The organism is Rhodococcus sp. 27YEA15 (genome assembly GCF_049739425.1).
GTDB lineage: Bacteria > Actinomycetota > Actinomycetes > Mycobacteriales > Mycobacteriaceae > Rhodococcus_F.
In genome coordinates this window covers 92,716-117,651 of sequence record NZ_JBMHHW010000001.1, presented here as the reverse complement: position 1 = coordinate 117,651, position 24,936 = coordinate 92,716, and the positions used below count along the sequence as shown (strand labels likewise).

Genomic DNA, 24,936 nt, shown 5'->3' with positions numbered 1-24,936 from the left:
GACCACCGAGACGAGGTGACCTACCCGCCCATGCGCCACCTGACGCTCGACGACGTGGACCGTCTGTCTGCCGGCGTGTCGTTCCTGGCCTCGGGCGGCGGCGGTGACCCGCTGCTTCCCGTGCAGATGTTGCGGCATTCACTGCTACAGCGCGGACCGGTGACGCTGATCGACGCCGCCGATCTCGACGACGACGCCGTGGTGCTACCGGTGGTCATGGGCGGCACCCCGAGCGCCGTCGTCGAAGCGTTCCCCGGCCGCTCCGAGATCCTGCTCCTTCGCGAAGTGATCGAACGACACCTCGGCCGCCCGTGTGCAGCGATACTCCCGATGCAGATGGGACCGGTGAACGGGCTGTTCCCGATCGTGGTGGCAGCGGAACTCGACTTGCCGTGCATCGACGCCGACCTCATGCAGCGATGTTTTCCCGCGCTGGAGATGACCTTCCTGACCCTGGCCGGATTTCCGCTCTCCCCGATCTACATGGTCGGCTCGTCGGGTTCCTACAGCATCATGCGAGCCGGCAGCGAGCAGAGCGGGAGCAACCTGCTGCGGGCCACCTTGACCGAGATGGGCATGGTTGCGGTGGTCAGCGCATACGAGATCACCGCGCGAGACGTTCGCGCACACGGTAGCGCCGGCGCACTCTCACGCGGAATAGAACTCGGTCGCCTGGTACTCGACATGGAATCCGGCGACGATCACGCCGTCGAACGATGCCTGGCGGCCTGCGACGGCCGGATCGTGTTCGAAGGTACTGTCGTCGAAGTCGTGCACGAAGTCACCGCCGGGACAGCAAACGCCGTGGTGACCGTGTTCGGGGAGAACCGTGCCGACACCTCCGTCGACATTCTGCGGCTCGATCAACAGAGCGAGAACCTGATCGCGACACTGAACGGAACTCCCGTCACCACAGTGCCGGACATCATCTCCGTCCTCGACGCCGAAACCGGATCGGTGGTGCAGAACACCTCTCTCTCACGCGGACAACATATTCGAGTGGTCGCAGCGCCAGGAGACCGCAGATGGCACACGGACGAAGCAGCCGCGCTGATCGGTCCCCGCGTCTTCGGTTTCGACATCGACCCCGTCTCGGTCGGATACCGCGAATGAACGCCATGTCACTGGGAATCTCACTCGGGACCCGCCCCGCCGCCGTACTCGTCGGTGACGACGGTACCGTCGTCACCGGGATCGTCGGTCGCACAAGTTCCACCACCGCAGTGGCCGAGCTACTCGATCAAGTTCTCCGCGGACACGACGTTCGCACCGTCGCCCGAGTGATGGTCGCCGGTCTGGGAGAAACCTCGACGGCCGTAATCCCCAGGGATGCAGAACGAGTGGGAGTGCTGCGACTGGCAGCACCGACCACCACCTCGGTGCCTCCGATGTTCGGCTGGCCGCAGGCCCTCACCGCGATCGTCGGTGGGCCCACCGCCGTCGTCGCCGGTGGACACGACTACGACGGACGCCCGCGCTGCGAGCTCGACATCGCTGCCGTCGAAGAATTCGCCCGGACGTGCAGAGCGAACGACATCCGCGCGTGTGCCGTCGTCGGAACGAACTCGCAGTCGGCATCGGCTCACGAAACGGCGGCGGCATCGACGGTCGCCGACATACTCGGACCGGGTACCGTCGTCACACTCGGCGGGGCCGCAGGCGGGATCGGCCTGATCGAGCGCGAAAACGTGACGATTCTCGACGCCGCGACCACCGCACGCACCGAGCGGGTGGCCGCCGAGATGGCACAACTACTAGGCAACTGCGGAGTGGACGCCCCGATGCACGTCATCGGCGGCGACGGCACCTTGATGTCGGTACCGGATATGATCGGTCAACCGTCACGGGTACGGGAATCCACCCGCGCCGGGGCTCTCGCCGGTATTCGTCACGAGCACTCTCTCGAGGACGCGCTGGTGGTACACGAATCCCCCACGTACACGTACGTTACCGCGATCGCCGACGGGATTCCGTGGGAATCACACCACAACGCAACGGTGTTCGGCGTACCCACATCGTCGACCGGCCTGTGGAAGACCCGGATCGACCAGAGATCGATGTCACCGAAACTGCCACAACTGATCGCGAGAATGCGCTCCTGGCTGGGACAGGCGCCGGTCGTTCTCCTCACCGCGTCATCGGCGACGAACGCCCTGTGCCCACCGCCGATTCTGCACTCGCAACTGGGCCCGCTGGCCGGGGCGGTCGGAGCTGCCACCGCTCACGCCGGAGGATCCGTCGATCGCGTGTACCGATTCGTGGACAGGACGTACGCCGAATGTGTTGCAGCAGCGCGTGCCGACGCCGTCGACGCTGCGATTCGCGCGGGTGCCGATCCAGCACGGATCGAGATCGTGCGATTCCGCGACACTCCGCTCACATACGTGACCAGCACGTGCGTGCGCCTGAGCGCCATGGCGACAGGACCGCTCGAATGAAGACCTCCGCAGTGACCGTCCGACAACTCCTCGCACTCGACGTACTGCCCGGCCACCGGGTGATCGGTGGCGACAGCGGACTCGACCGTCGAGTAACCCGAGTGATGCCGTGCGCCGACGCGCACTGGATCAAAGACGTCCCACCTGGGACATTGATCGTGTTCACCCCGGGAGCGATTCAGGCGGAGCATGTTTCGACCGATCTGGCACTGCGTATGGCGCACAGTGCCGCGGTGGCCGGTTTGGTGCTCGAAGCAACAGGCCGGACCGTCTCGCTCGCGACGACGTCCCTCGCGGACCGGCTGTCCATCCCGCTGGTCGTGGTCGATTCCATAGACACCGGCGCCACCGTCACCGCCTGCGACGAATACGTGCGCGCTCCGGAGATCGCCGCCCTGCGTATCGTCAGCGACGCCGTCCACCGGTTCCGGACTGCGCCCACCAACGCCCGACAACTGATCGCCGCGTTGTCCCGGACGGTCGACGCCGACATCGCGATGGTCGACGCCGAAGGACGCCTGGTGGCAGGCGCCGAACGATGTCACCGATTGGCCGGTCTTCCCGAGGGTCGGAACTTGATGTCCGCAACGCACCCACGTCCTGGATCTTTCACCACTGCGGAGACGGAATCGGTAGTCCTACAACCTATTCAACTGGCTCCGCACAGTTCTGCCAATCTGTGGCTGGTTGCCGCCACCCAGACATGCCCGAACTTTCTGCTGGATGCGATCACCCAGGCCATGACCATCGCGGCACTGTCCTACAGTGTGCTGCTCGCCTCGCGAACAGCACATATCGAGCGGGAGAGCCGGCATCGTTCGATGCTGCTCGGCGAAATCCTCGATCAAGCGGACGACGTCTCCCCTCGCACCCTGGAGAAGAGCAGCGCCCTACGCTGGCGGCTGGGCGGCTGGCATACCGCCGTGTACATCACCTGGAAGCACACCGACTCGGCCCATCACAGCGAAACCCTGACTGCAATAGAAGAATCACTGGCCGGGTACGGAATCGACACTGCCGTCATCGAGCAGTCGGACGGTTACGTGTTCTGGACCACCTCCGACGACGACGACACCGCACACGAGCAGTCGGCAGTCGACGTGCTGGCCCCGACGGTGAGAAGCGTCCTCTCCGCTCTCGACAAGAACGACGACTACCGATTCTGTGCCGGTATCGGTGGCGCCGAGTTCGGCGCTGCCGGTATCAAGAAATCCATCGTCCAAGCCAAACAGGCCGCGACGGTCGCACGGAGCGCGTCGACGCCCTTTGCCGTCGAACACGTGACGTCGGTCAGCACCGCGCGCTTGCTCTCTGGCTGGTTCGAAGCCCAGTCCATGAGGGACGGCGCACTCGGAATCCTGGAGCCTTTGACCGTTGTGGACCCCAGCGGCGATCTCGTCAAGACACTGAGTTGTTATCTCGACAACGAATCCTCCGCCACCGCAACAGCTCACGCACTGGGGCTGCATCGGAACACGGTTCTTCAGCGACTCGAACGAGTCCGCGCCGCACTGGGCTTCGATCTCACCGATCCGGACGACCGACTGATCCTGCATCTGTCCACCCGAGTGTCGAACATGGACAACTCGCGAGAAGACCCGCTGCCGCACTCTCAGTGAGCGGCGACCGCTGCCAACTCGCGGGTGCAATGACGCTCTCCACTGAGCGCGCCGAGCAGACCTGCCGCCTTGATCGCCTGGTATCCACCCACCAGATCGGTGGCATTGTGCAGGCCGAGCTGCTGCAACGACGCCGCGGCCAAGCTCGAGGTGTACCCCTCGGAGCAGACGATCACCCACTCGACGTCGTGATCGGTGGCCAGTGCCAAGTGCGCGCTACTGGTGGGGTCGAGTCGCCATTCGAGAACGTTCCGCTCGATTGCCAGCGCGCCGGGTAGCGTTCCCTCGATTGCGCGCTGCGCCTGCGGGCGGATGTCGACGAAAATCGCTCCACGATGGAATGCTTCGGCGAGCTGGAAAACGTACAGGCGGTCGATTTGTGCGCGAGCGTCGTCGAGCATCTGGTCGATGGTCACTTGGAGCCCCCTTCGGGCAGGTCGGTCAGCTCGGTACGAGTGCGACGAAGCGTCTGATGTTCGGTGACTTCGTAGTAAGACATCGCCGTCAGCGGCGGCGAGTACGCATGGACACTCAAAGTCGGCGCATCGGGGCTGATTTCACCGGTGGAGTCGCTTGTATCGGAGGCCCGGACCACGTCGTGGACCCAGCCGAGCGGGAAGGACGCTTGATCACCTGCGTCGAGCTGACGCTCTACCAGTGTGTCACCGGCCCAACGGAATTCGGTCAACGCGCCACTGAGCACGGTGAGTGCGCCGAAAGATCCGGCGTGGTCGTGTAATTCGGTGTTGCGATCCGGTACCCAACTGATCAACCACACATCGACGTCGTCGTCGGCATGCAGGCGAGTCGCCCACCGATCGAGTGCCGGAAATGTATCCGGCAGCAGGTGATCGAAGCGACCGTCGAGAACGCCGTTCGCGCCCTCGTCAGTCAACCGCAGTAGGTCGGCCGGTCGCAGGCGGGTCGGCAAGGAAGCGCCGCTCCCGAGGGAACCGACTCGACGAGCGGATGCCGAACGAGTGGATTTGAGTGCGGCAGAACCACGGCGGTCCAAACCTGAGGTAGAGCTGAAAACAGAGAGATCTGCAGAATATGTGGAAAGCACGAGCATGCTCCAAGGAGGTGTGAATTGGTCAAGGCAGCAGTCAGCCTCGACAACACTCCTGAGCCCTCGCGCACTGATTCACGCTGACCATTCTGACACAACTTCCGCCATTGCGAAACACCGAGCACGAGCACGCGCAGTGAACGTCACAAATCCGGCAACGAATTGCACCGGACCGAGCTGATCGAAGTCGAACCACGCGGCTGGGTGTGCTCGCCGCGGAACCAGGCTCGTAGTGGCAGTAGCGAGCCGGTCACGCCGTCGGGCGACGCCCCGCCCCCCGTCGCGCCTGATTGCGTTCGAAAACCAGACGCAGACCTTCGAGAGTCAGATCCCGTTCGAGATTATCGATCGTCTCCGATTCCGGCACGATCAACGCCGCACTGTCACCAGTGGCGATGACAGCGACCCCCCTGCCACTGAATTCGGGCAACTCGTCGCCGATGCGTCGCACGATGCCGTCGACCATACCGGCGAACCCGAATACCGCTCCCGACTGCATGCATTCGACGGTGTTCTTCCCGATCACCGAACGCGGGCGGACGAGTTCCACCTGACGCAGCGCCGCGGACTGCGAAGCCAGGGCATCGATCGAGACCTCCAGCCCCGGAGCAATGCACCCGCCGAGAAACTCGCCCTTCGCCGATACGAGATCGATGACCGTCGAGGATGTGCCGAAGTCGACGACTACGCACGGACCTTCGTAAAGGTGATGCGCGGCAAGGCTGTTGACTATCCGGTCGGCACCGACCTCTTTGGGATTGTCCACCAACAACGGCACGCCGGTGCGAACCCCTGGTTCGACCACGACATGCGGAACCCGGCCCCAGTACCGCTCCAACATCACCCGAATCTCACGCAACACGGCGGGAACGGTGGACAGGGCAGCGACTCCGGTGACCTGTTCGACCTTCTCGCCGATCAACCCACGGAACGTCAACGCCAGTTCGTCGGCAGTCACGCGCGAATCTGTACGCATTCGCCAGTCGTGCACGAGTTTCGCGTTGTCCCCGATCCCGGAGTAGAGGCCGAGGACCGTGCTGGTGTTCCGGACGTCGACCGCGAGTAACACCGGTTAGACCAAGCTGGATTCGCGCTCGGCGTCGAGTGCCGCGAGCGTCCGAGGAGTGATCAGACCCGAGCCTTCCGGCGCATGTGCCGGATCGGAACCGAGTTCTACCTGCTTGTTGTCCGCATCGACGAAGACGACGCGCGGCTGGTACTCGCGAACTTCTTCCTCGCTCATCACGCCGTAGGCGATCAGAATGACGAGATCGCCCGGCTTGACCAGATGCGCTGCCGCACCGTTGATTCCGATCACACCGCTACCGCGCTCGCCGGTGATGACGTATGTCTCGAGTCGAGCACCGTTGTCGATGTCCACGATGCAGACCTGCTCACCTTCGAGTAGATCGGCGGCTTCCATCAGATCCTGGTCGACGGTCACCGAACCGACGTAGTGCAGGTCCGCGTGGGTCACGGTGGCGCGGTGGATCTTCGACTTCATCATTGTGCGAAACATGTCGGTCCTAACTCGTGGATACGTGCAAGAGCGTTCGATGTAATGCGATCAGCGCGAAAACAGATCGTCGACCAGGTCGGCCGACGGATCGGTGTCTCGTTCGAGGAATCCGGTTCCGACAGCGACCCCGACGTTGTCGAGCAGGCGCGTGGAACCTAGCTTGGCAGCCACCAACAGGCGACCGTCCCCCCGCTCGGGGGCTGGACCGAGATCGACACCTCTGACCTCGAGATAGTCCACTTCGATATCGGGAGCGGCTGCCAGTACGGCCCGGGCGGTCTCGAGGATTGCCTGCGCCCCACCGGACGCAGCGTGGGCGCCTGCGATCAGTGCAGCAGAGAGAGCCACCGCGACGCTTCGCTGCGACTCGTCCAGGTAGCGGTTCCGCGAGGACAGGGCCAACCCGTCCGACTCACGAACCGTCGGTACACCGACGACAGTGACATCGAAGTTCAGATCCCACACCATCTGCCGTATCAACGTGAGCTGTTGGTAGTCCTTTTCCCCGAAGTACGCGTGATTGGGTACCGCGATCTGCAGCAGCTTCGCGACCACCGTCAGCATCCCGGCGAAGTGGTTCGGGCGTGAGCCACCTTCGAGTTCGCTCCCCAGCGGGCCGGGCACGATCGTGGTGCGTGGTCCTCGCGGGTACATCGCTTTCACACTCGGAGCGAATACCAACTCGACACCCTCGGCACGCAGCAAGTCGAGATCGGCGTCCAGAGTGCGTGGATACGCATCCAGGTCTTCGCCCTCGTCGAACTGGAGAGGATTCACGAAAATCGACACGATCACGACGGCACCGGTGATCTTCGCCTGGCGAACCAGCTCGATGTGGCCGGCGTGCAAGGCGCCCATCGTAGGTACCAGGGCAACTTGCCTACCGACGCCACGCAGCGCCCGAGACACACGCCGCAGCTTGTCGGGCTCGTGGTGAACCGTCAGTTCTCCACGCTTGTATCCGCCCTGTAGGTCACTCACGACGCTCGCCTTTCATGTCAGCCAAAATCTCGAACAGTTCGATCGGTGCACCCACTCGCTGAGCGGACCGCAACGACATCGCGTGATACCCGGCCGCCAACTCCGGGTCCAGCTGCGTCAGCACCTGCAGGTGCGTCGCGACCGCACCCGCGTCGCCCCGCGCCACCGGCCCGGTCAGCGCCGAAGGTCCACGTCGCAACGCATTGTCCAATGCCGCCGAGAGCAGTGGTTGCAGCACGCGCTCCGCGACTCCGCCCGGGTCACCGTCGATCAATTGCTGACCGAGCAGCTCGTCACCTTCCAGGGATGCGCGCAATGCTTCCACGGCGTCCACGACAAGGGTGACCAGGTGATTACTACCATGCGCCAACGCCGCATGGTAGAGCTTCCTATTCTCCTCGCGAACGCGTACAGGCTCGCCGCCGATCTCGAGAACGAGTGCCTGAGCGATGGCATACCCGACGTCGTCCGCGGCCGTGATACCGAAACACGCCGACGACAACCGAGCCGTGTCTTCGGCATGCCCGGTGAACGTCATGGCCGGATGTACGGCCAGCGCCAGCGCTCCCAGATCCGAGAGTGGAGCAAGAATACCGATGCCGTTGGCACCGGACGTGTGCACGACGATGGTCCCCGGCTTCACCGCATGGGTGGCGGCCAGACCGTAGACAAGATCTGCGAGTTGATCGTCGGGAACAGCCAGAATCAGCAGTTCCGACCGTGCAGCCACCTCTGGCACCGGAAGAATGTCGGTATCCGGCAACCGAGTACCGACACGGGCGACAGACGCTGCGGACACCGCCGAACATGAAGCGACAACATGACCGACCCGCTCCAAGGCCTCACCGAGTGCCGTACCGACACGCCCTCCGGATACGATCCCCACCGTCAAACGGGCAGGAGCAGGCGCGTTAGTGATCCCGAAGGAAGTCACCGTATTCCTCTCGTTCGTTCCAGTCCCGCTCGGCGGGTACCAGACGTTCTGAGGCGACAATATCTCTCGTCCGGACCACGGTGCCACGTCCGAGAGGGTGATCTAGAACTCAGTCAGGTCGCCGGCGGCGTCCGCCGGGGCTGTCGTCGGAGTCGGTCGAGCGCAGATTGGCCATGATCTCGGCGACGGTCAGCCCGTTCGAATGAGCCCCGCCGACGATCGGTTCAGGTTCTGCTCGCCGACGCCGGCGTGAGGCAGTCTCCGCGTGGGGTGCCGGCTCGGCGTCGTCCGGCACCGCCGACGATTGACCGACGGACTCGTCAACCGGTTCGACGATCTCGGACTCCACCACGTCAGGCTTGATCTTCACCCGCGGCACCGGCGTCGCGTCAGCTACCGGATTCTCCGGCGGCTTCGGCTGCTCGACGGGCTTCGGCTCGACGACGTCCGGCTTTACCACCGCAGGCTTGATCTTCGCCCGCGGCACCGGCGTCGCGTCAGCTACCGGATTCTCCGGCGGCTTCGGCTGCTCGACGGGCTTCGACTCGGCGGGCTTCGACTCGGCGGTCGGGCCTTTCGGCGGTACCGGAACACTCGGCGTCTCCCCGGCACGGTGCGTGCTGGAGGTGCGTAGGTTCCGCGGCACTGCGAAGCCGCTTTCCTGCCAGCTGTTGTCCGAGATAACCACCGTGGTCTCCGCCGTCACCGGCTCGTCCGACGGAGAGGCCAAACCGCCGACATTCGGCGGCGGCTGACTCGCACTCTGGCCCACACCCGGCACGTACAAGCCGGACGCGGCGGGTTGGTAGGTAGAGTACGAGCTACCCCCGAGTTCGGCGACCCGCGTCGACTCCGTCTTGAGCGCAGCCCGTTCCTGCAGCAGGCCACCCTCGAACAACACTTCGAGGTTCCTGCGCAGCGTCGCGAGCTCGGCGCGAAGGGCCGCCAACTCCTCCGCTTCCGGTGTGACTTCTCTGCGCACCCGGTTCTCGACACCCAGTTCGTACTCACGCCGCGCCGAAATCTCACGCTCGAGCTGCAATTCGTACACCGTCTGCAGGTCCACGACCTTCGCTTTGTCCAATGCCGACTCACGACGGTATTTGGTCATCGCGATCGCGCCCAGCGTGGCCGCCCAGAGAGCGACCACCAAACCCACACGGAGCAGTTGCACGCTGTTGCTGAAGATGAGAAAAACCGACGCGATAACCGCGAGAGCGAGAAGACCGGCGATGATCATCTGGCTCGCGCTGCGCGTCGTTCGCCGCGCAGACTTCGATCGACCAGAGTTCGTCATGGGTGCAAGGGTACTGCGCGCCGGCGCAGGAGCCACGTACCCCGGGAGGTGATTTGCCTACCAGGCCGTCACAGACTCGGCGTCCCAGGTGTATCTTCTGGTGCCTTGCAACAACGTTCGAGCCACAACGCGGCCGCGACGAGAGCTACCGCCGCGCCCAGTCCAACCCACGCACCCGGCGCGTCAGCGGACGCCGCGTGCAGAGAACTTCGTTGTGGCACGAGGTACACGAGCGCACCCACCCAGATTCCGGACGTCACCGCCCCCACCAGGGCCGAGGCCTTCGCCAACGCGACGGCACGCGCCACGGTGATCGGATGCAGATCACGAAGACCGCTCCCGATCTGTCGATTCTTCACCCGTGAGCGGATCACCAACGCGAAGACGAACTCCGCTGCCGCCACCAGATAGAGCGATCCACCAGCGTAGACCGGGACGGGCGGAATGGATCCGTAGAACCCCCGGATCAGAATCCAGGAACTCACGGCGGCGATCACCACCAACACGAGCAGCTCACCGATGCGTGTCGGTTTCATCCGGCCACGGTCCGGCTCGGTCACCGGATCAGAATCGCGTCGACGAGCCGGACACCGTCTCGCTCGGACGAGTCGAGTTCGGCCAGAAACTCGGCCACCGAAGCCTGCCGACCGTCGACGGTGAGCGTTGCCGCCGGCTCCACGTCGAGCCACGGAATCAGGACGAAAGCGCGCAGGTGTGCCCGCGGATGCGGAAGCGTCAACTCCGGATCGGTGCTGACGACGTCGTCGCAGACCACGATGTCGACGTCGAGGCTACGAGGACCCCACCGCTGCTCGCGCACCCGATCAGCTGCTTCCTCCAACGCCTGCGCACGGCGGAGCCATTCGGTGCAGTCGGCCGTCGGATCGTCGACGACCACGACGGCATTGAGGAAGTCCTGCTGCTCGACCCCACCCCACGGTGCCGTGGAATACACCGGAGAGATCGCTTCGACGACGTCGCGGAGGCCGTCAACCACGGACTGCAGGTGCGCCAGGCTGTCACCGATGTTCGAACCGATGGACAGTACGGCCCGGCTCACGCCGACCTCGTCCGATGCACGACCACCGCAACGTCGGCAAACACCAGCGGAATGGGCGCAGAAGGCTTGTGGAGAACCACCTCGACGCTCTCCACTCGCCGATCCTCCAGAACCTTGTCGGCGATCTCACCGGCCACGGTCTCGATGAGATCACGCGGCGGACCACCGACGATGTCGGCCGCGGCCTGGGCGAGTTCTCCGTAGTGAAGGGTATCCGTCAGATCGTCGGAGGCCGCGGCCTGCGACAGATCCATCCAGACCGTGACGTCGACGAGAAAGTCCTGCCCATCGCGCTTCTCATGATCGAAGACACCGTGGTTACCACGAACCTTCAAACCACGTAATTCGATTCGGTCGCCCATCTCAGATCCTCTCTCGCCCACGATTCCATGCCCCGACCACCGCCATCGCATCGAGCGAGGCTCGTGCGTCGTGTACCCGAACACCCCATGCACCCGCACGCGCCGCCAGAGCCGACACCACTGCTGTCGCCGTCTCCCGACCCGCAGGCGGCCGAGGGGAACCGTCCGGATCGCTGAGCAACGATCCGAGGAAACGCTTCCGGGACGCACCCACCAGAACGGGGAAACCGAGGGCCGTGAACGCCGGAAGTGCATGTAGCAAAGCCCAGTTGTGGTCGGCGTTCTTCGCGAAACCCAGCCCCGGATCGAGGATGATCTTCGACGAATCGACGCCTGCCTTCAGCGCCAGATCGACCTGCACGAGCAGTTCGTCGCGTACGTCGTCGACTACGTCGGTGTAATGAGATGCAGAGCCACGATGGACGTAGTCCACACCGGAGCGCCAGTGCATGAGGATCCACGGGATGCCTGCATCCGCTACCACCGCAGCCATGCCACGATCGGCTCTACCACCGGAGACGTCGTTGACGATCGCAGCGCCCGCCTCGATCGCTCCGGCCGCGACGTCGGCACGCATCGTGTCGACACTGACCCGCACACCGGCAGCGACAAGTTCCTCGATCACCGGAGTCACCCGCGACGCCTCCAATGCCGGATCGACACGGATAGCGCCTGGGCGCGTGGACTCACCACCGACATCGACGACATCGACGCCCAGACGCTGCATCTGCAGACCCCGCTCGATGGCCGCATCCCGATCGAGGAAGCGGCCACCGTCGGAAAACGAATCCTCGGTGACGTTCAGGATTCCCATCACGATCATCGGGCCTGATCTCCCTCAGCTCTGAAGATCGAGGTCACATCTGTCATTTACGCAAAATGAGATCCAGCGCTTCCGACCGGGAAGCCGCGCTGGATTGCAGAAGCCCGCGTACCGCCGACGTGGTGGTGCTCGCGCCGGGTTTCCGGATACCACGCATTGCCATGCACAGATGCTCGGCCTCGATCACGACGATCGCTCCGCGCGGGTCGAGTTTGCGCATCAGGGCGTCCGCGATCTGACTGGTCAGCCGCTCTTGCACCTGCGGACGCTTCGCATACAGGTCGACTACCCGTGCCAGCTTCGACAGCCCGGTGACCTTGCCGGATCGGCCGGGTATGTAGCCGACGTGCGCAACGCCGTGGAACGAGACGAGGTGGTGCTCGCAGGTCGAGAACATCGGGATGTCCCGAACCAGAACCAACTCTTGGTGTCCCTCGTCGAAAGTGGTGTTGAGCGCCTCGTCCGGCTCGGTGTAGAGACCGGCGAAAATCTCTTTGTACGAGCGGGCAACCCGCGCGGGCGTGTCGAGCAGGCCTTCGCGGTCGGGATCTTCACCCACGGCGATCAACAGCTCACGCACTGCTGCTTCCGCTCGCGCCTGATCGAACTCGCGTCCCGTTCCGAGCGAGACCAGTCCGTTGGTCACTTCATTCACCGACAACCGAACACTCCTCGAAAATCATTCACTGGTTTCCCCTCGCCCCACGAGCCTAATGGCGCGCGATCAACGCGATCCGTCCGGTCCGTCCCATCGGGCTGTGCTCGGCCCGTCGTCTCCGGTCGAATGATGTGACGGCGGAGTCTGCTGCTGATCCGACTCCGGAGAGTGCCATTGATTCTCTCGGTGGCCGTTGCCGAGATTGGGGTCCGTGTGGCGGCTGTCGTCCGGGTACTGAGCCGGGTACTCCGGTGACGCACCGGGTCCACGAACGTGACGTTGTCCGGAGTACTGCTGCTGATCCGGGTACTGCTGCTGGCCGGGGTGTTGCTGTTCCGGATTCGGCGCACCGTACGGGCCGGGGGCAGGCTGCTGATATTGCCCCTGACCGGGCTGCGGGTACTGACCGTGATTCACCGGTCCCGGCGCCTGCTGCTGGTCCGGGTACTGCGGTGCCTGATATCCACCCGATCGCTGTCCCGGGTAGTTGGGCGCCTGGTTCTCACGCGGCGGCCAGCCGGGGGCCGACCATCCAGCCGGGGCACCGTAGTCCGGGGTTCCGGGCTGGGGCACGGTGTTCGACGCCGGGCCAGGTTGCTGATAGGTCGGCTGGACGTAGCCGTTGGGCACGCCATTTCCGTTGTTTCCGTTGTTCGACACGGCCGAGGCACCTGATTTGACCAGCGTCGGCGGGGCGACAGGCTCCGGCCAGGTCTCGCCGCGCTCGATCGCCAGCTCACGAGGCGTCTTCACCGGCGGACGGTCCGACGGGGTACGCCCACCGAAATCGTTGAACGCCGTGATTCTCGGCCGTTTCTCGACGCCCGCCAGAATCTTCTCCAAATCCTTGCGGGTCAATGTCTCACGCTCGAGGAGCTCGGTCGCGAGCAAGTCGAGCGCATCGCGATACTCGCTGAGAATGGCCCAGGCCTCGGTATGAGCGGCCTCGATGAGATTGCGAACTTCCTCGTCGATTTCGCGAGCGATCTCGTGCGAGTAGTCCGACTGCACGCCCATCGAACGACCCAGGAACGGATCTCCGCCCTCCTGGCCGTAGCGCACTGCACCGAGCTTCGCGCTCATGCCGTACTCCGTCACCATGGATCGTGCGATCTTGGTGGCCATGTCGATGTCGGAGGAGGCGCCCGTCGTGGGCTCGTGGAACACGAGTTCCTCGGCCGCTCGGCCACCCATCGCCATCACCAGGCGGGCGATCATCTCCGACCGCGTCATCAGACCCTTGTCGTCTTCCGGCACCGTCATCGCGTGCCCGCCGGTGCGACCGCGGGCGAGAATGGTGACCTTGTAGACCGGCTCGATGTCAGGCATCGCCCACGCGGCAAGAGTGTGTCCACCTTCGTGGTACGCGGTGATCTTCTTCTCTTCCTCGCTGATGAGGCGGCTCTTGCGGCGCGGGCCACCGACGACGCGGTCGACCGATTCCTCGAGTGAAGCCTCCGTGATGACGGCCCCGTTCTCACGAGCGGTCAGCAGTGCGGCCTCGTTGATGACGTTCGCAAGATCGGCACCCGACATGCCCACTGTCCGCTTGGCGAGACCTTCGAGGTCGGCGTTGGGATCGATCGGCTTGCCCTGCGAATGCACGCGCAGAATCGCGCGGCGGCCTGCCAGGTCGGGAGCCCCGACGGGAATCTGCCGATCGAAGCGGCCCGGACGCAGCAGCGCGGGATCGAGGATGTCCGGACGGTTGGTTGCGGCAATCAGGATGATGCCGGTGCGATCGCCGAAGCCGTCCATTTCGACGAGAAGCTGGTTGAGGGTCTGCTCGCGCTCGTCGTGTCCCCCGCCGAGACCTGCACCACGCTGGCGACCGACTGCGTCGATCTCGTCCACGAAAATGATGCAGGGGCTGTTCTGCTTCGCCTGCTCGAACATGTCCCGCACACGCGAGGCGCCGACGCCGACGAACATCTCGACGAAGTCGGAACCCGAGATCGTGAAGAACGGGACTCCTGCCTCGCCTGCGACTGCGCGAGCGAGCAGGGTTTTTCCGGTACCGGGAGGACCGTAGAGCAGAACACCACGCGGGATCTTCGCGCCCAAAGCCTGGTAGCGCGCCGGATTCTGCAGGAAGTCCTTGATCTCGTAAAGTTCCTCGACCGCTTCGTCAGCGCCGGCGACGTCGGCGAACGTGGTCTTGGGCATGTCCTTGGACAGTTGTTTCGCCTTGGACTTGCCGAAGCCCATCATTCCGCCGCGACCGCCGCCACCCTGCATACGGCTCATGACGAAGAAGAAAATGCCGAAGAGAATGATCATCGGCAGGATGAACAGCAGGATCGACGTCAACCAGCTGTCCTGGGTGACCTTGGTGTTGAACGTGTCGAGTCCGGCACCCTCGAGGCCGTTGAAGATCTGCCCCGATGCGCTTTCGGGGAACTTGGCCAGTATCTCCTTCTGACCGTCCGTGGCGTCGTTACCGTCCTTCAGCCACAGACGAACCTGCTGCTCACGATCGTCGAACTGCGCCGAACTGACGTTCTTTGCGTCGATCTGAGCAATCGCGACCGACGTGTCGACGGTCTTGAAGCCACGCGTGTCGTTGCCGAAATAGCTGAAGGCGTAGAACACCATCAGCACGACCGCTACGAGTAGCACGTTACGGAAAACAGTCTTACGGTTCATACAGGTCGGCCGAGATGGCCGGTCCTTTCGAGAGTGCGGGTCTGCCGGGTCGCCTTCCGGCGCTCGACCGGACACCTGCAGGTTACCGCGATCGGCCCCGTCGATGCCCGCAAGCAACCGTGCTGCATTGCCTGAACGGTAGTCATGACCTTCAACGAGCGCCTGCGCTTGCAGGTTCCCGAGCTTCGCCAGTGCGCAGTTCTCTGTCAGCGAACATGTTCATACCCGTTGTGGTGCGCTTTTCCGGCAGACCACACGAAAAATGCCCACCCCGATCGATCTAGGCGACGAGAGCGGGAAACACGACGACCGACCCGTCGCTCTTGCGTGCGATCTCGATGGCCACATCGGAATCGTGATCGGACAGTTCCGCTCCGTCGCCGAGCTCCCGCAACAGGTATGCAGTCCGCAACAGTTTGTCCACCTCGCTCGACTTGAACACGAAGTCACGCACACCGTGGGAACGATCCACTTTCAGTTCGCCCAATCCCAGCAGGAACGCCGCAATCCCCGATTCCAGCTTCGAGACGCGTTGCTGGTCACCTTTCAATGCGCGAGTGAAACTCTCGAACGGGTTTTCCTGATCCATCTGGGCATGCTCCACAGCCTGCAGGACGATGACTCGCTTCTTGAGTGCGATGGCGAGCGCGGCAAGTTCGAGGTGCGCACGGAACTCGCCGGCGTCCTCGTCGATCCCCTCGAACTCGGCTCGGAGCCTGTCGAGTTCGATGCGCCCCGATTTCACACGCTGGAGTCCTTCCTGCCACTTCTTCAAGCGACCCTCGGCGGCCGCTATACCCACGCTGATCGCGTGAACTGCAGAGTCCAGACCCACCGACGCGCCGATCCGGCCCTGGTCCAAGAGAATCGCTGTCGCCGTGTCGATGGCACCCACACATCCGTTCAACGCATTGCGCTCGTGTAGCAACGCATTGTCGTTGAGCTTTTCGAGCAATGTGGTGATCTTCTCGATCGCCTGTTCACGCCTACGGTCGGCGTGGGCGCTGACGCCGACTGCGAGCGCCATCAACACCAGCGGCGCCGCGACTGTCAATACGCCCGCTCCGGCTACTGCGGCACCCGCTGTAGCCGCAGAGCCGCCAACTGCACCGACGGCCGCGGACTTCCCGGCAACAGGCACGAAGGTGGCTTGAGCCACGATTCCGGACTGTCCGACGAGCGCACCGTGCACCCCACCGGCAATTGCCTTTGCCTGCATCGGTTTGACCAGACCACTACCGACCTGCGCAGCCACCTTGGCCGGCACCACCATGCGGTACAAGGCCTCCCCGCCCACAACTGTCGATTCCACCTTCGGCGTCTGACTTATCAGCTGTGCCAAATGGGACGCCAGCGGACTGGCGCTGTCGAGATGGATGCCGCGACCGAGATCGGTCGACGTCGGGAGGGGATGTGCTTCGAGGGTGACGATCGGAGATTCCGCCAAAACGGCCAGAATCGTCCGCAATTCGGCGAGGCGCGCGGGCGAGAACACTTCCTCGTCCGAGTGGAACGGAGCCGCGACCTCTCTGGTTGCCAGCGTCCATACGGGAATCACATTGTCGTTGTCGACCACATCGAGCCTTCCTCCGGTTTGTCGCGATCACGATATCCGAGCGAACCGACGTGACCTCGCGATCGTCATGCACTCTCGAACAGGATCGCCACGTCGCCGCCATCGGGTGAGTGTCCCGTCGACCGTCGCCTTCGGGTCGTTCATCACCTCGACCAGTCGAGCCTCGGCAGCGAGTTTCCTTATCGCAGTGGCAAACCGGTCCTCGTCACAAAACACGACGACCTGGCGAGTCGTCGACAGTTTCGACAACACGCCAGTTTCGACAACACACGAGTGAATCCGTCGAGCGCGTTGCTGACGACACTCTCGAGTGAACGTTCCCGAATCCTGTCGGCAGCAGTCACCGGCACCTTTCTGTACTCAGGTCGGTTTTCCGGCCAGAGCACACAGCCGCACAGGGGCCGGCGGTGCGCAGTAGATCAGCCGCCGTAGACCTTCGGCTCCAGAGTGCCGATGTACGGCAGGTCGCGGTAGCGCTCGGCGTAGTCGAGGCCGTAGCCGACGACAAATTCGTTGGGGATGTCGAAGCCGACGTCGCGGACGTCGACGTCGATCTTGACGGCGTCGGGCTTGCGGAGCAGGGTGACGACCTCGAGTGAGGCAGGGTTGCGGGTCTTGAGGTTGCGCATCAGCCAGGAAAGTGTGAGACCGGAGTCGATGATGTCCTCGACGATGAGGACGTTACGCCCGGCGATGTCCTTGTCGAGGTCTTTGAGGATGCGCACGACGCCCGAGGAAGAGGTGGACGATCCGTAGGAACTGACTGCCATGAACTCCATCTGAGACGGCACCGGCAGTGCCCGCGCCAGGTCTGTCATGAAGAAGACGGCACCTTTGAGGACGCCGATCAGCAGCAGATCACCTTCGGGCGAGCCTTCCGGGTAGCGCTTGGCGATTTCCTGCGCCAGTTCCGCGGTTCGTGTACGGATCTGCTCTTCGGAGATCAGTACCGATGCGATGTCGCCCTCGTACACGCGTCAAACCCTTCGTCGGTCTTCGAATCCGAGGACCAGACTGCCACGTCGTCGGGTCACCACCAACCTCGCCTCCGGGGTTCCACCGCCCACGGCGACGCCACCTTGCCCTCGCCAATCCGTAACCAATGCGTCGATTGTCCGTAACTGCTTGTCGGTCAACGATTTTGCGCCACCCTGCAGAAGCCACGCTCGCAATACCCGGCGCCGCAGTGCAACCGGTTCCAGTGCGAGTGTGTCCACGCCCACTTCACCGTCCACCGTCACGTTCTCGAGAACGGCGGTCGATCTCGTATCGAGAACTTCGCCGTCCTCACGCAATTGAGCTGCCGTTCTGGCCAGCGCTTCGGCCACTCCCCCACCGAGAATGTCTTCGAGCAGCGGTAGTGCCTCGTGTCGTAGCCGTACCCGGGTGAACTCGGGGTTGTCGTTGTGCGGGTCGGACCACGGTGTGATTCCGAGGTCGGCGCACGCGGCTTCGGTCACCGCACGCCGCGATCCGAGGAACGGCCGGCCCCACGGATGGTCGTGGGCAGCCATGCCTTGGATGGATCTGCCGCCCGACCCTCTCGCGAGCCCGAGCAGGACTGTCTCGGCTTGATCGTCGAGGGTGTGGCCGAGCAGTACCGGCACGCGCCCCCTCGCGTCGTCGAGCGCCCGATACCTGGCGACCCGGGCGGCGGCTTCGAGGCTGCCACCCGGCGCGACGTGCACGGGTAACACGGTTGCCGACCGGCAACCCAGCGCCAGCGCCTGATCGGCTGCCGTTCTCGCCACGTCCGCCGAACCGTCCTGGAGTCGGTGATCGACGATCAAAGCGTCGACGCTGGGCACTTCGGCCACGGCAGCAGCCGTCAGAGCCAGCGAATCGGCACCTCCGGAGAGAGCCACCGCCACCTCTCGGCCAGGGGCGTACGTGGCCGTCCAGGCCCGCACCGCCTGCCTCAGTTCGAGCAGAGCAACAGTTTCCGGAAGCAACATCTAGCCGAGAACGCGCGTCACCCACGCGCCGGGGTCGTCGATCTCGTCGAGCAACGGCAGTGTTTCGGGCCCGGTCCAGACGGTGTTGAAGTTGTCCATTCCCACTTTCAGGACGACGGCATCGACGAATGCCTTGCCGCGCACGTACTGGGCCATCTTGGCGTCCATGCCGAGCAGCATCTTGATCAGCCGTTGGACGGGGTTCGACGTGCGTCGGCGACGCCGGTCGAATGCTGCGCGGATGGCGACCACCGACGGGACGACGTCAGGCCCGACGGCGTCCATCACGTGATCGGCATGCCCCTCGAGCAGAGTGCCGAGGACGAGCATCCGGTCCAGGGCGTCACGTTGTGGTTCCGGTTGCGAGGCCCGCAGCAAACCGATGATTCCGCCTGCGGCTGCATCGCTGCCGGAGTCGGGTTCGCCTCGGGACCGCAGTTGCGCCGCGATCCTACCGACGACGTCGGTCATCGGCTCCTCGACCGTTGCTCCGAGGGTGTCGACGGATTCCTTCATGTATCCGGCCAACCACGGCGACGACGAGAATTGGACGCGATGCGTGACCTCGTGGAGGCAGACCCAGAGCCGGAAGTCGCTCGGATTCAGGCGCAACGAACGTTCGACCGTGACGATGTTGGGGGTGACCAGCAGTAATTTCCCGTGCTCGCCGGTGAACGGATCGTATTGACCGAGGATGGCCGACGACAGGTAGGCGAGCATGGCACCGGCCTGCAGACCCGCCGGCTTACCCAGCAGCAGCTTGCCGTTACCGTCCGGGTCGGCACCGGTCAGATGTGCCATGGACCGGGATGCCGCTCTCACCCAGCCTGCCCGGTCGAGCACGTCGGCGGCCGGGACGGGAAGTCCGTCGGCCAAGCCGGTAACGGCGCGAACCGGAAGTTCGGCGCGCTCGGAAGCGTCGGCAAGTTCGGCGGTCGCGGTCTCGAGGGTGTACCGCGACATCGGCGGGCCGCTCGGCGCGAGTTTGATGCCGGCTTTGGCAGCCAGAGCCCAGTCGACTGCCGCGCCGAGACCGGCCGAATCTTCGTCTGTCGGAGTCTGGTCGGCCACTATGTGCACCCGCAATTCCTCAATGCTCCGGCGATGGCGTCCAGGGCTGGACGGCTCACTTCTGGCGGTCGATCGTTGGACATGAGCGCGAACGTGAGCACTCGACCGTTTTGATCGACCACGAACCCTGACAACGCGCTGGCGGTCGACAGAGTTCCCGTCTTCGCTCTGACCCAGCCTGCTCCGGTGCGACTGCCGGAGGAGTAACGATCCGAGAGACTGCCGGTTCCGCCTGCGACCGGGAGATAGTCGAGTAGCGATCTCAGCTTCGGGTCACCGGCGCCTGCGGCCGCGGTCATCACGCGGTCGAGTACGTCGGCCGGGATGAGGTCGTCGACGGAAAGCCCGCTCGAATCGTGCAACGAGACGCCGGTGAGATCGAAGCCGCCGGCCGCGAGCGCTGTGGCCGTCGCGTCGACGGCACCGGTGAAGGACGCTTCTCCCCCGGCCGCAATGGCGATCTCGCGGCCGATGGTTTCGGCAAGGACGTTGTCGGAGTGTTCCATCATCTGCAGCAGTCGATCGCCGAGGGGGGCCGATTGCACGCTCGCAACGGTCTTGGCTCCACTCGGGGCGGTGCCGAGGCTCACCGCAGCCGGGTCGATACCCAACGCTTGCGCCAGTACCTTTCCGGCATCGAGTGCCGGGGTTTCCGATCGCGGCGATTCGTCCTGTGTGCCGTCGAGCCGTCCACCTTCGATCATCACCGATTCGATCGGGGTGATGTAGCCGGCGGCGATGTCGGCCGGGAACCATCCCTTGGACATGGTCTCTCCCGTGAAGCGACTGTTGTCCACCACGATGCTCGTCACCGCGGTGCCGGACGCCTTGATCTGGTCGACCAGATCCGCGATGTGGGGGGCGTTAGCGTAGTAGCCGCTCTGCCCCTTCGGCGTGGCGGTCAGGGTGGGATCGCCACCGCCGACGAGTACCAACTGTCCGGGTTCCGCACCGGCGACGACGGTGGTGGCGACTCGATGATCGATCGGCAAGGTCAACAGGGCTGCCGACGCGGTGAGCACTTTCGTCGTCGAGGCCGGGGTCATCGGCGTCGACGGATCTGTGCTCCACAGCACGTTTCCGGTGATGGCATCCGCGACGATACCCGTGAATTTACCCAGGTCGGGATTCTTCACGGCCGCGCCGATGGCAGCCGAAATCCCAGACGCTGTCGGTATCGGCGCATCTGTGGGAACGGGCACGACCTGCGGCGACGGTGTCACCGGAGCTGGTTGCGGTGACGTGGAGACGGGTGCGGCTCCGTGGCTTTCACCCGAGGCGCCCAGTTTGACGACGACGATGCCTGCGACGAGGAGAACGATCACCGCACAGACTGCGAGCAGAATTCGGGTGGTGCGTCGTCGGCTCTGTTCCAACGAGCCGATCTTCTTCTTTCCTTCGCCCGACAACGTCCCTCCGTCTGTGCTCTGCTTCCTGGGTGGTCAGGCAACCTTATCGTTGAACCGATATCCTTCCGACGAATCATTACCGAGACGACAGCGAGGAATCGGCGTGGAGTTCGACGTCACTATCGAGATCCCCAAGGGTCAACGCAACAAGTACGAGGTCGACCACGAGACCGGCCGCGTCAAGCTGGACCGTTACCTCTACACGGCCTTCGGCTACCCGGCCGACTACGGATACATCGAGAACACTCTGGGCGAGGACGGCGATCCGCTCGACGCCATGGTTCTGCTTCCCGAGTCCGTCTACCCCGGCGTCATCGTCGAGGCCCGCCCCGTTGCCATGTTCAAGATGGTGGACGAGGCCGGCGGCGACGACAAGGTTCTGTGTGTTCCTGCGGGCGATCCTCGCTGGGATCACATTCAGGACTTGAGCGACATCTCGCAGTTCGAGTTGGACGCGATCAAGCATTTCTTCGTCCATTACAAGGACTTGGAGCCCAACAAGCACGTCACCGGTGCCGATTGGGTGGGGCGCGCCGAGGCAGAGGCGGAGATCGAGGCTTCGATCAAGCGTCTGGCCGACAACGGCGGACACTGACGCCTTTTTCTGGTCAGTCACGGCAATCCCCGCACACCGATTCGGTGTGCGGGGATTGCGTCGTTCGGGGTGTCGGGCGCGGTGTCCTTATTCGCCGCGGAACTCCGGCGCACGCTTCTGGAAGACCGCCGTGATGGCCTCGGTAAGGTCTCGAGACGGCAGGAACGCCGCGTTCCAGGCCGCGACGTATCGAAGGCTGTCGTCGACGCCGGCGCTGCGCGTGTGATCGAGAACATCCTTGATGCCGTGCACGACGAGCGGCGGGTTGAGTGCGATTTCCGTAGCCGTCGCGTGAGCTGCGGCCAGAACCGCCTCGGCGTCGTCGAACACGTCGTTGACGAGTCCGATCTTCTCGGCGCGAGCGGCGTCGATGTCCTTACCGGTCAGCGCCAATTCACGCAGATGGCCGTCACCGATGATCGCGGGCAGTCGTGCGAGACTGCCCATGTCGGCGACGATCGCGACTTTGACTTCCCGGATGCTGAACTTGGCATCGGCACTGGCGTAACGAACGTCCGCTGCGGTGATCAGGTCGACACCGCCGCCGATGCACCAACCGTGCACTGCCGCGATGACGGGTTTACGGCAGTCGGCCACGGCGTTGATCGCGGCCTGCATCCGCTTGATCATGTCGTGGAACGTCGTCCGTGGTCCGGCTTGCGCTTTGTCGGCGAGAACTGCACCGAATCCACCGCTCATCGCGGGCAGATCGAGCCCGAACGAGAAGTGTTTGCCGGAGCCGGCCAAGACTACGGCTCGCACATCCTGGTCGGCGTCCAGTTCGGCGAAGATCTCCGGGAGTTCGCTCCAGAAGTCGGGTCCCATCGCGTTCCCTTTGCCCGGACCGGTCAGCGTCACCTGGGCGACGTGATCCTTGCGCTCGACGGTGAACGCATTCCAGCTCTTTTGCTCAGTCATTACCCGAGAGTAACCACAGTCCGGTCAATCGAGAAGACCGGTCAGAGAAGACCCGTCAACCGAGAAGACCAGTCTCGTCGAGAACGAGAAGCAGGACGGTCAGTGCCATGAGACCGAACATCGTCAGCATCGCGATCTTGGCGACCCGCTCACTGGTGGACGGAAACGCTCGATCGATCGGGTGCTCACTGAGGTACTGCGACAACGGCATGGTCCGAACATTCACGGACTGCGGCATGGTCCGAACATTTACGGACTGCGGCATGGTCCGAACGTTTCCGGACTGCGGCACGGTCCGCACGTTCACGGCGTCGAGATTCTTTACCAAAACTGGAGTAGCCATTGGACAGTCCTTTCCTCACTGCACACTCCCGTCCGAGAGATCCAAATATCAAGCACCCGAACGAGATCGACTTCACCAATGTAGACCTGCGTACCTGAGAATTCAGTGCGGCAAGCTACGAATTTCCTGAGAATCAGTCGACACAGGGGATGCCACCGTTGGCATCGGCCCGAAGGGGTGCACCTTGCGGTCCGGAGTCCGGAATCGGATCGATCGAGGTCGGAGCAGCAACAGGGGCGACAAACATCGACTGCGCGTTGTCCTCGCCGATCAAGACGGACACCGTCTCACCCGTGAGTGTGTTGTCGGCCACTGCGGAAATTCCCAGCTCGGCAGCCAAGGCTTGTGCGACCGCTTCGGCACCGACACCGTACGTCACCGTCGTCGTGGCGGTGCTCGGCCCGGTGGCGACCTCCCCGACCACGATCGAACGTGCGGTCAACGTAGCGGCATAGGACGCCGCCAAGCCGTCGACGGCCGTTCCGTTGCGCACATCCACCTTTTCGTTGCGACTGCCGGTCAGAGCGTCGAGCGAGGGATCCGGAGTCTGCGGCACCGGTCCATTGCCCGCGAAGATGCTCGCCACTTCCTTACGAAGCCTGGCCGGGTTGACAGTGTTGACGTCCTGCCCGTTTATCGTCTGATATCCCTCGATCGGGAGGGTGTGGAAATCGATGTTCCCGCCGGCGAGAGCTGTTGCCTGAGTAGCGAATTTGACCGGGTCCATCGCCGAGTCGATGACGATGTCCTTCTTCACCACATCGGCGAGGGCAGTCATCTTGGGGATGTTGCCCATGACGCCGGAACTTTTCAGATTCGTGATCACGGCACTGATGAAGGCCTGTTGCCGGTGTGTCCGGTCGAGGTCGCCGTTGTCGAGACCGTGTCGCTGCCGAACGAACGACAATGCCTGTGACGCATTCAGGGTTTGCACTCCGGCCGGGAAATTCGCACCCGAGAAGTCATCCTGCACAGCATTGTTCAGGCACACCTGAATGGGGCCGATGGCCGAGACGACGTCGTAGAATCCGATCAGATTCACCTCGGCGAAATGATCGATCGGCACTTTGAGCAGATTCTGCACGGTTGCGAGTGTCGAACGCCGGCCGGCTTCCCGCGCTTTCGTCTCCCGCACAGCGGGATCGGTGATTCCCTGCGAGACAAGTTTCGCATCGGCGTCGGCCTTTGCCATGCCGTATGCCTCTTTGATCTTCGCCATCCCGTATCCGGGAACGGCCACGTAGTCGTCACGTGGAATAGCCACGGCGCTGGCCTTGCTGCCGTCACCGGGAACGTGCAGCAGGATCAGGGTGTTGGTGTTGTACCCTCCCACGTCGCTGTCACCGGCGTGCAATTGCTCGGTGACGAATTCCGCGGGCAGATCACTGCCGTCCATGGCTTTACGGCTGTCGAGTCCGATCAGCAGGATATTCGTGTCCCCGTCGAGCGAGGAGCCCGCGTCGGCGCCCAGCGCGGACAGCGCGTCCGATCGATTGAGGCCGGATGTCAGATCGGACTGGATGTACCACACACCGCCCACGCCGATGAGCACCGCCGCAGACATGGCCCCGGCGAGGAGTCGACGCCCCACCGCTGCCCTCGCACGTTGTGGCGCCCGGTGAGGTTTCCGCTTGACTGCCGCGTGACGGGCGCGTGAATCCAC

25 protein-coding genes are annotated in these 24,936 nt (G+C 63.8%); 4 read left to right on the top strand and 21 right to left on the bottom strand.

The genetic code is table 11. The features are described 5' to 3' along the window. Positions 1-15 precede the first annotated feature (15 nt). The 3 genes from ABH922_RS00535 to ABH922_RS00525 are packed head-to-tail and all read left to right on the top strand — an operon-like array spanning position 16 to position 4,057. Positions 16-1,113 carry a DUF917 domain-containing protein gene (locus tag ABH922_RS00535; protein ID WP_424805074.1) on the top strand — a complete coding sequence of 366 codons (1,098 nt, stop codon included), beginning with the start codon at positions 16-18 and terminating at the stop codon, positions 1,111-1,113. Beyond that, the gene (locus tag ABH922_RS00530; RefSeq protein ID WP_424805073.1) at positions 1,110-2,438 is read left to right on the top strand and encodes a hydantoinase/oxoprolinase N-terminal domain-containing protein; all 1,329 of its coding nucleotides are present in this window, start codon (positions 1,110-1,112) and stop codon (positions 2,436-2,438) included. The genes ABH922_RS00535 and ABH922_RS00530 overlap by 4 nt, the downstream gene beginning before the upstream one ends. Beyond that, positions 2,435-4,057: a helix-turn-helix domain-containing protein gene (locus tag ABH922_RS00525; protein ID WP_424805072.1), complete on the top strand. Its 1,623-nt coding sequence runs from the start codon at positions 2,435-2,437 to the stop codon at positions 4,055-4,057. Before ABH922_RS00530 ends, ABH922_RS00525 begins: the two co-directional genes overlap by 4 nt. On the opposite strand, the gene ABH922_RS00520 is transcribed toward ABH922_RS00525, so the two are convergent. From ABH922_RS00520 to dacB, 18 genes are all read right to left on the bottom strand, one after another. After that, positions 4,051-4,473 carry a rhodanese-like domain-containing protein gene (locus ABH922_RS00520; protein WP_424805071.1) on the bottom strand — a complete coding sequence of 141 codons (423 nt, stop codon included), beginning with the start codon at positions 4,471-4,473 and terminating at the stop codon, positions 4,051-4,053. The genes ABH922_RS00525 and ABH922_RS00520 overlap by 7 nt on opposite strands. Further along, positions 4,470-4,988 (bottom strand): cysteine dioxygenase, encoded by a 519-nt coding sequence (locus ABH922_RS00515; protein ID WP_424805070.1) that lies wholly within the window; start codon positions 4,986-4,988, stop codon positions 4,470-4,472. Before ABH922_RS00515 ends, ABH922_RS00520 begins: the two co-directional genes overlap by 4 nt. A 388-nt stretch (positions 4,989-5,376) precedes the next feature. Further along, the gene (locus ABH922_RS00510) at positions 5,377-6,195 is read right to left on the bottom strand and encodes a type III pantothenate kinase (RefSeq protein ID WP_424805069.1); all 819 of its coding nucleotides are present in this window, start codon (positions 6,193-6,195) and stop codon (positions 5,377-5,379) included. 3 nt (positions 6,196-6,198) lie between these two features. Further along, positions 6,199-6,645, bottom strand: coding sequence for an aspartate 1-decarboxylase (panD, locus tag ABH922_RS00505; protein ID WP_424805068.1), 447 nt, complete (start codon positions 6,643-6,645; stop codon positions 6,199-6,201). 48 nt (positions 6,646-6,693) lie between these two features. Then, positions 6,694-7,626 carry a pantoate--beta-alanine ligase gene (gene panC, locus ABH922_RS00500; protein WP_424805067.1) on the bottom strand — a complete coding sequence of 311 codons (933 nt, stop codon included), beginning with the start codon at positions 7,624-7,626 and terminating at the stop codon, positions 6,694-6,696. Then, entirely contained in the window at positions 7,619-8,560 is a 942-nt protein-coding gene (locus ABH922_RS00495; protein ID WP_424805066.1) for a Rossmann-like and DUF2520 domain-containing protein, read from the bottom strand. The genes panC and ABH922_RS00495 overlap by 8 nt, the downstream gene beginning before the upstream one ends. A 109-nt stretch (positions 8,561-8,669) precedes the next feature. After that, positions 8,670-9,857 (bottom strand): DUF6779 domain-containing protein, encoded by a 1,188-nt coding sequence (locus tag ABH922_RS00490; RefSeq protein WP_424805065.1) that lies wholly within the window; start codon positions 9,855-9,857, stop codon positions 8,670-8,672. A gap of 68 nt (positions 9,858-9,925) precedes the next feature. Further along, positions 9,926-10,393: a DUF3180 domain-containing protein gene (locus tag ABH922_RS00485; RefSeq protein WP_424805064.1), complete on the bottom strand. Its 468-nt coding sequence runs from the start codon at positions 10,391-10,393 to the stop codon at positions 9,926-9,928. A gap of 20 nt (positions 10,394-10,413) precedes the next feature. Next, positions 10,414-10,917, bottom strand: a complete 504-nt coding sequence (gene folK / locus ABH922_RS00480) for a 2-amino-4-hydroxy-6-hydroxymethyldihydropteridine diphosphokinase (protein ID WP_424805063.1) — start codon at positions 10,915-10,917, stop codon at positions 10,414-10,416. Continuing rightward, complete coding sequence (gene folB, locus ABH922_RS00475; protein ID WP_424805062.1) at positions 10,914-11,279, bottom strand: dihydroneopterin aldolase; 366 nt, start codon at positions 11,277-11,279, stop codon at positions 10,914-10,916. The genes folK and folB overlap by 4 nt, the downstream gene beginning before the upstream one ends. 1 nt (position 11,280) lies before the next feature. Then, positions 11,281-12,102, bottom strand: coding sequence for a dihydropteroate synthase (folP, locus tag ABH922_RS00470; protein ID WP_424805061.1), 822 nt, complete (start codon positions 12,100-12,102; stop codon positions 11,281-11,283). Between the two features lie 43 nt (positions 12,103-12,145). Beyond that, complete coding sequence (gene folE / locus ABH922_RS00465; protein ID WP_424805060.1) at positions 12,146-12,763, bottom strand: GTP cyclohydrolase I FolE; 618 nt, start codon at positions 12,761-12,763, stop codon at positions 12,146-12,148. Positions 12,764-12,826: 63 nt separating this feature from the next. Continuing rightward, on the bottom strand, positions 12,827-15,406 hold the full coding sequence (gene ftsH, locus ABH922_RS00460; protein WP_424805059.1) for an ATP-dependent zinc metalloprotease FtsH: 2,580 nt from the start codon (positions 15,404-15,406) through the stop codon (positions 12,827-12,829). Positions 15,407-15,686: 280 nt separating this feature from the next. Continuing rightward, positions 15,687-16,982 carry a hypothetical protein gene (locus tag ABH922_RS00455; protein ID WP_424805058.1) on the bottom strand — a complete coding sequence of 432 codons (1,296 nt, stop codon included), beginning with the start codon at positions 16,980-16,982 and terminating at the stop codon, positions 15,687-15,689. A 419-nt stretch (positions 16,983-17,401) separates the two neighbouring features. After that, a complete protein-coding gene (gene hpt / locus ABH922_RS00450; RefSeq protein ID WP_424805057.1) occupies positions 17,402-17,956 on the bottom strand; it encodes a hypoxanthine phosphoribosyltransferase in 555 nt (184 codons plus the stop codon). A gap of 3 nt (positions 17,957-17,959) precedes the next feature. Then, entirely contained in the window at positions 17,960-18,937 is a 978-nt protein-coding gene (gene tilS, locus ABH922_RS00445; RefSeq protein WP_424805056.1) for a tRNA lysidine(34) synthetase TilS, read from the bottom strand. Continuing rightward, on the bottom strand, positions 18,938-20,008 hold the full coding sequence (locus ABH922_RS00440; RefSeq protein ID WP_424809512.1) for a zinc-dependent metalloprotease: 1,071 nt from the start codon (positions 20,006-20,008) through the stop codon (positions 18,938-18,940). Further along, positions 20,008-21,417 carry a D-alanyl-D-alanine carboxypeptidase/D-alanyl-D-alanine endopeptidase gene (dacB, locus tag ABH922_RS00435; RefSeq protein ID WP_424805055.1) on the bottom strand — a complete coding sequence of 470 codons (1,410 nt, stop codon included), beginning with the start codon at positions 21,415-21,417 and terminating at the stop codon, positions 20,008-20,010. The genes ABH922_RS00440 and dacB overlap by 1 nt, the downstream gene beginning before the upstream one ends. A gap of 103 nt (positions 21,418-21,520) precedes the next feature. Between dacB and ABH922_RS00430 the strand changes: the two genes are divergently transcribed. Continuing rightward, positions 21,521-22,012, top strand: coding sequence for an inorganic diphosphatase (locus ABH922_RS00430; protein ID WP_424805054.1), 492 nt, complete (start codon positions 21,521-21,523; stop codon positions 22,010-22,012). A gap of 87 nt (positions 22,013-22,099) precedes the next feature. Here the strand turns inward: ABH922_RS00430 and ABH922_RS00425 are convergent, their stop codons facing one another. From ABH922_RS00425 to ABH922_RS00415, 3 genes are all read right to left on the bottom strand, one after another. Beyond that, positions 22,100-22,930 carry a crotonase/enoyl-CoA hydratase family protein gene (locus ABH922_RS00425; RefSeq protein WP_424805053.1) on the bottom strand — a complete coding sequence of 277 codons (831 nt, stop codon included), beginning with the start codon at positions 22,928-22,930 and terminating at the stop codon, positions 22,100-22,102. A gap of 55 nt (positions 22,931-22,985) precedes the next feature. Beyond that, complete coding sequence (locus tag ABH922_RS00420) at positions 22,986-23,273, bottom strand: hypothetical protein (protein ID WP_424805052.1); 288 nt, start codon at positions 23,271-23,273, stop codon at positions 22,986-22,988. A 133-nt stretch (positions 23,274-23,406) separates the two neighbouring features. Beyond that, on the bottom strand, positions 23,407-24,936 hold the full coding sequence (locus ABH922_RS00415) for an LCP family protein (protein ID WP_424805051.1): 1,530 nt from the start codon (positions 24,934-24,936) through the stop codon (positions 23,407-23,409).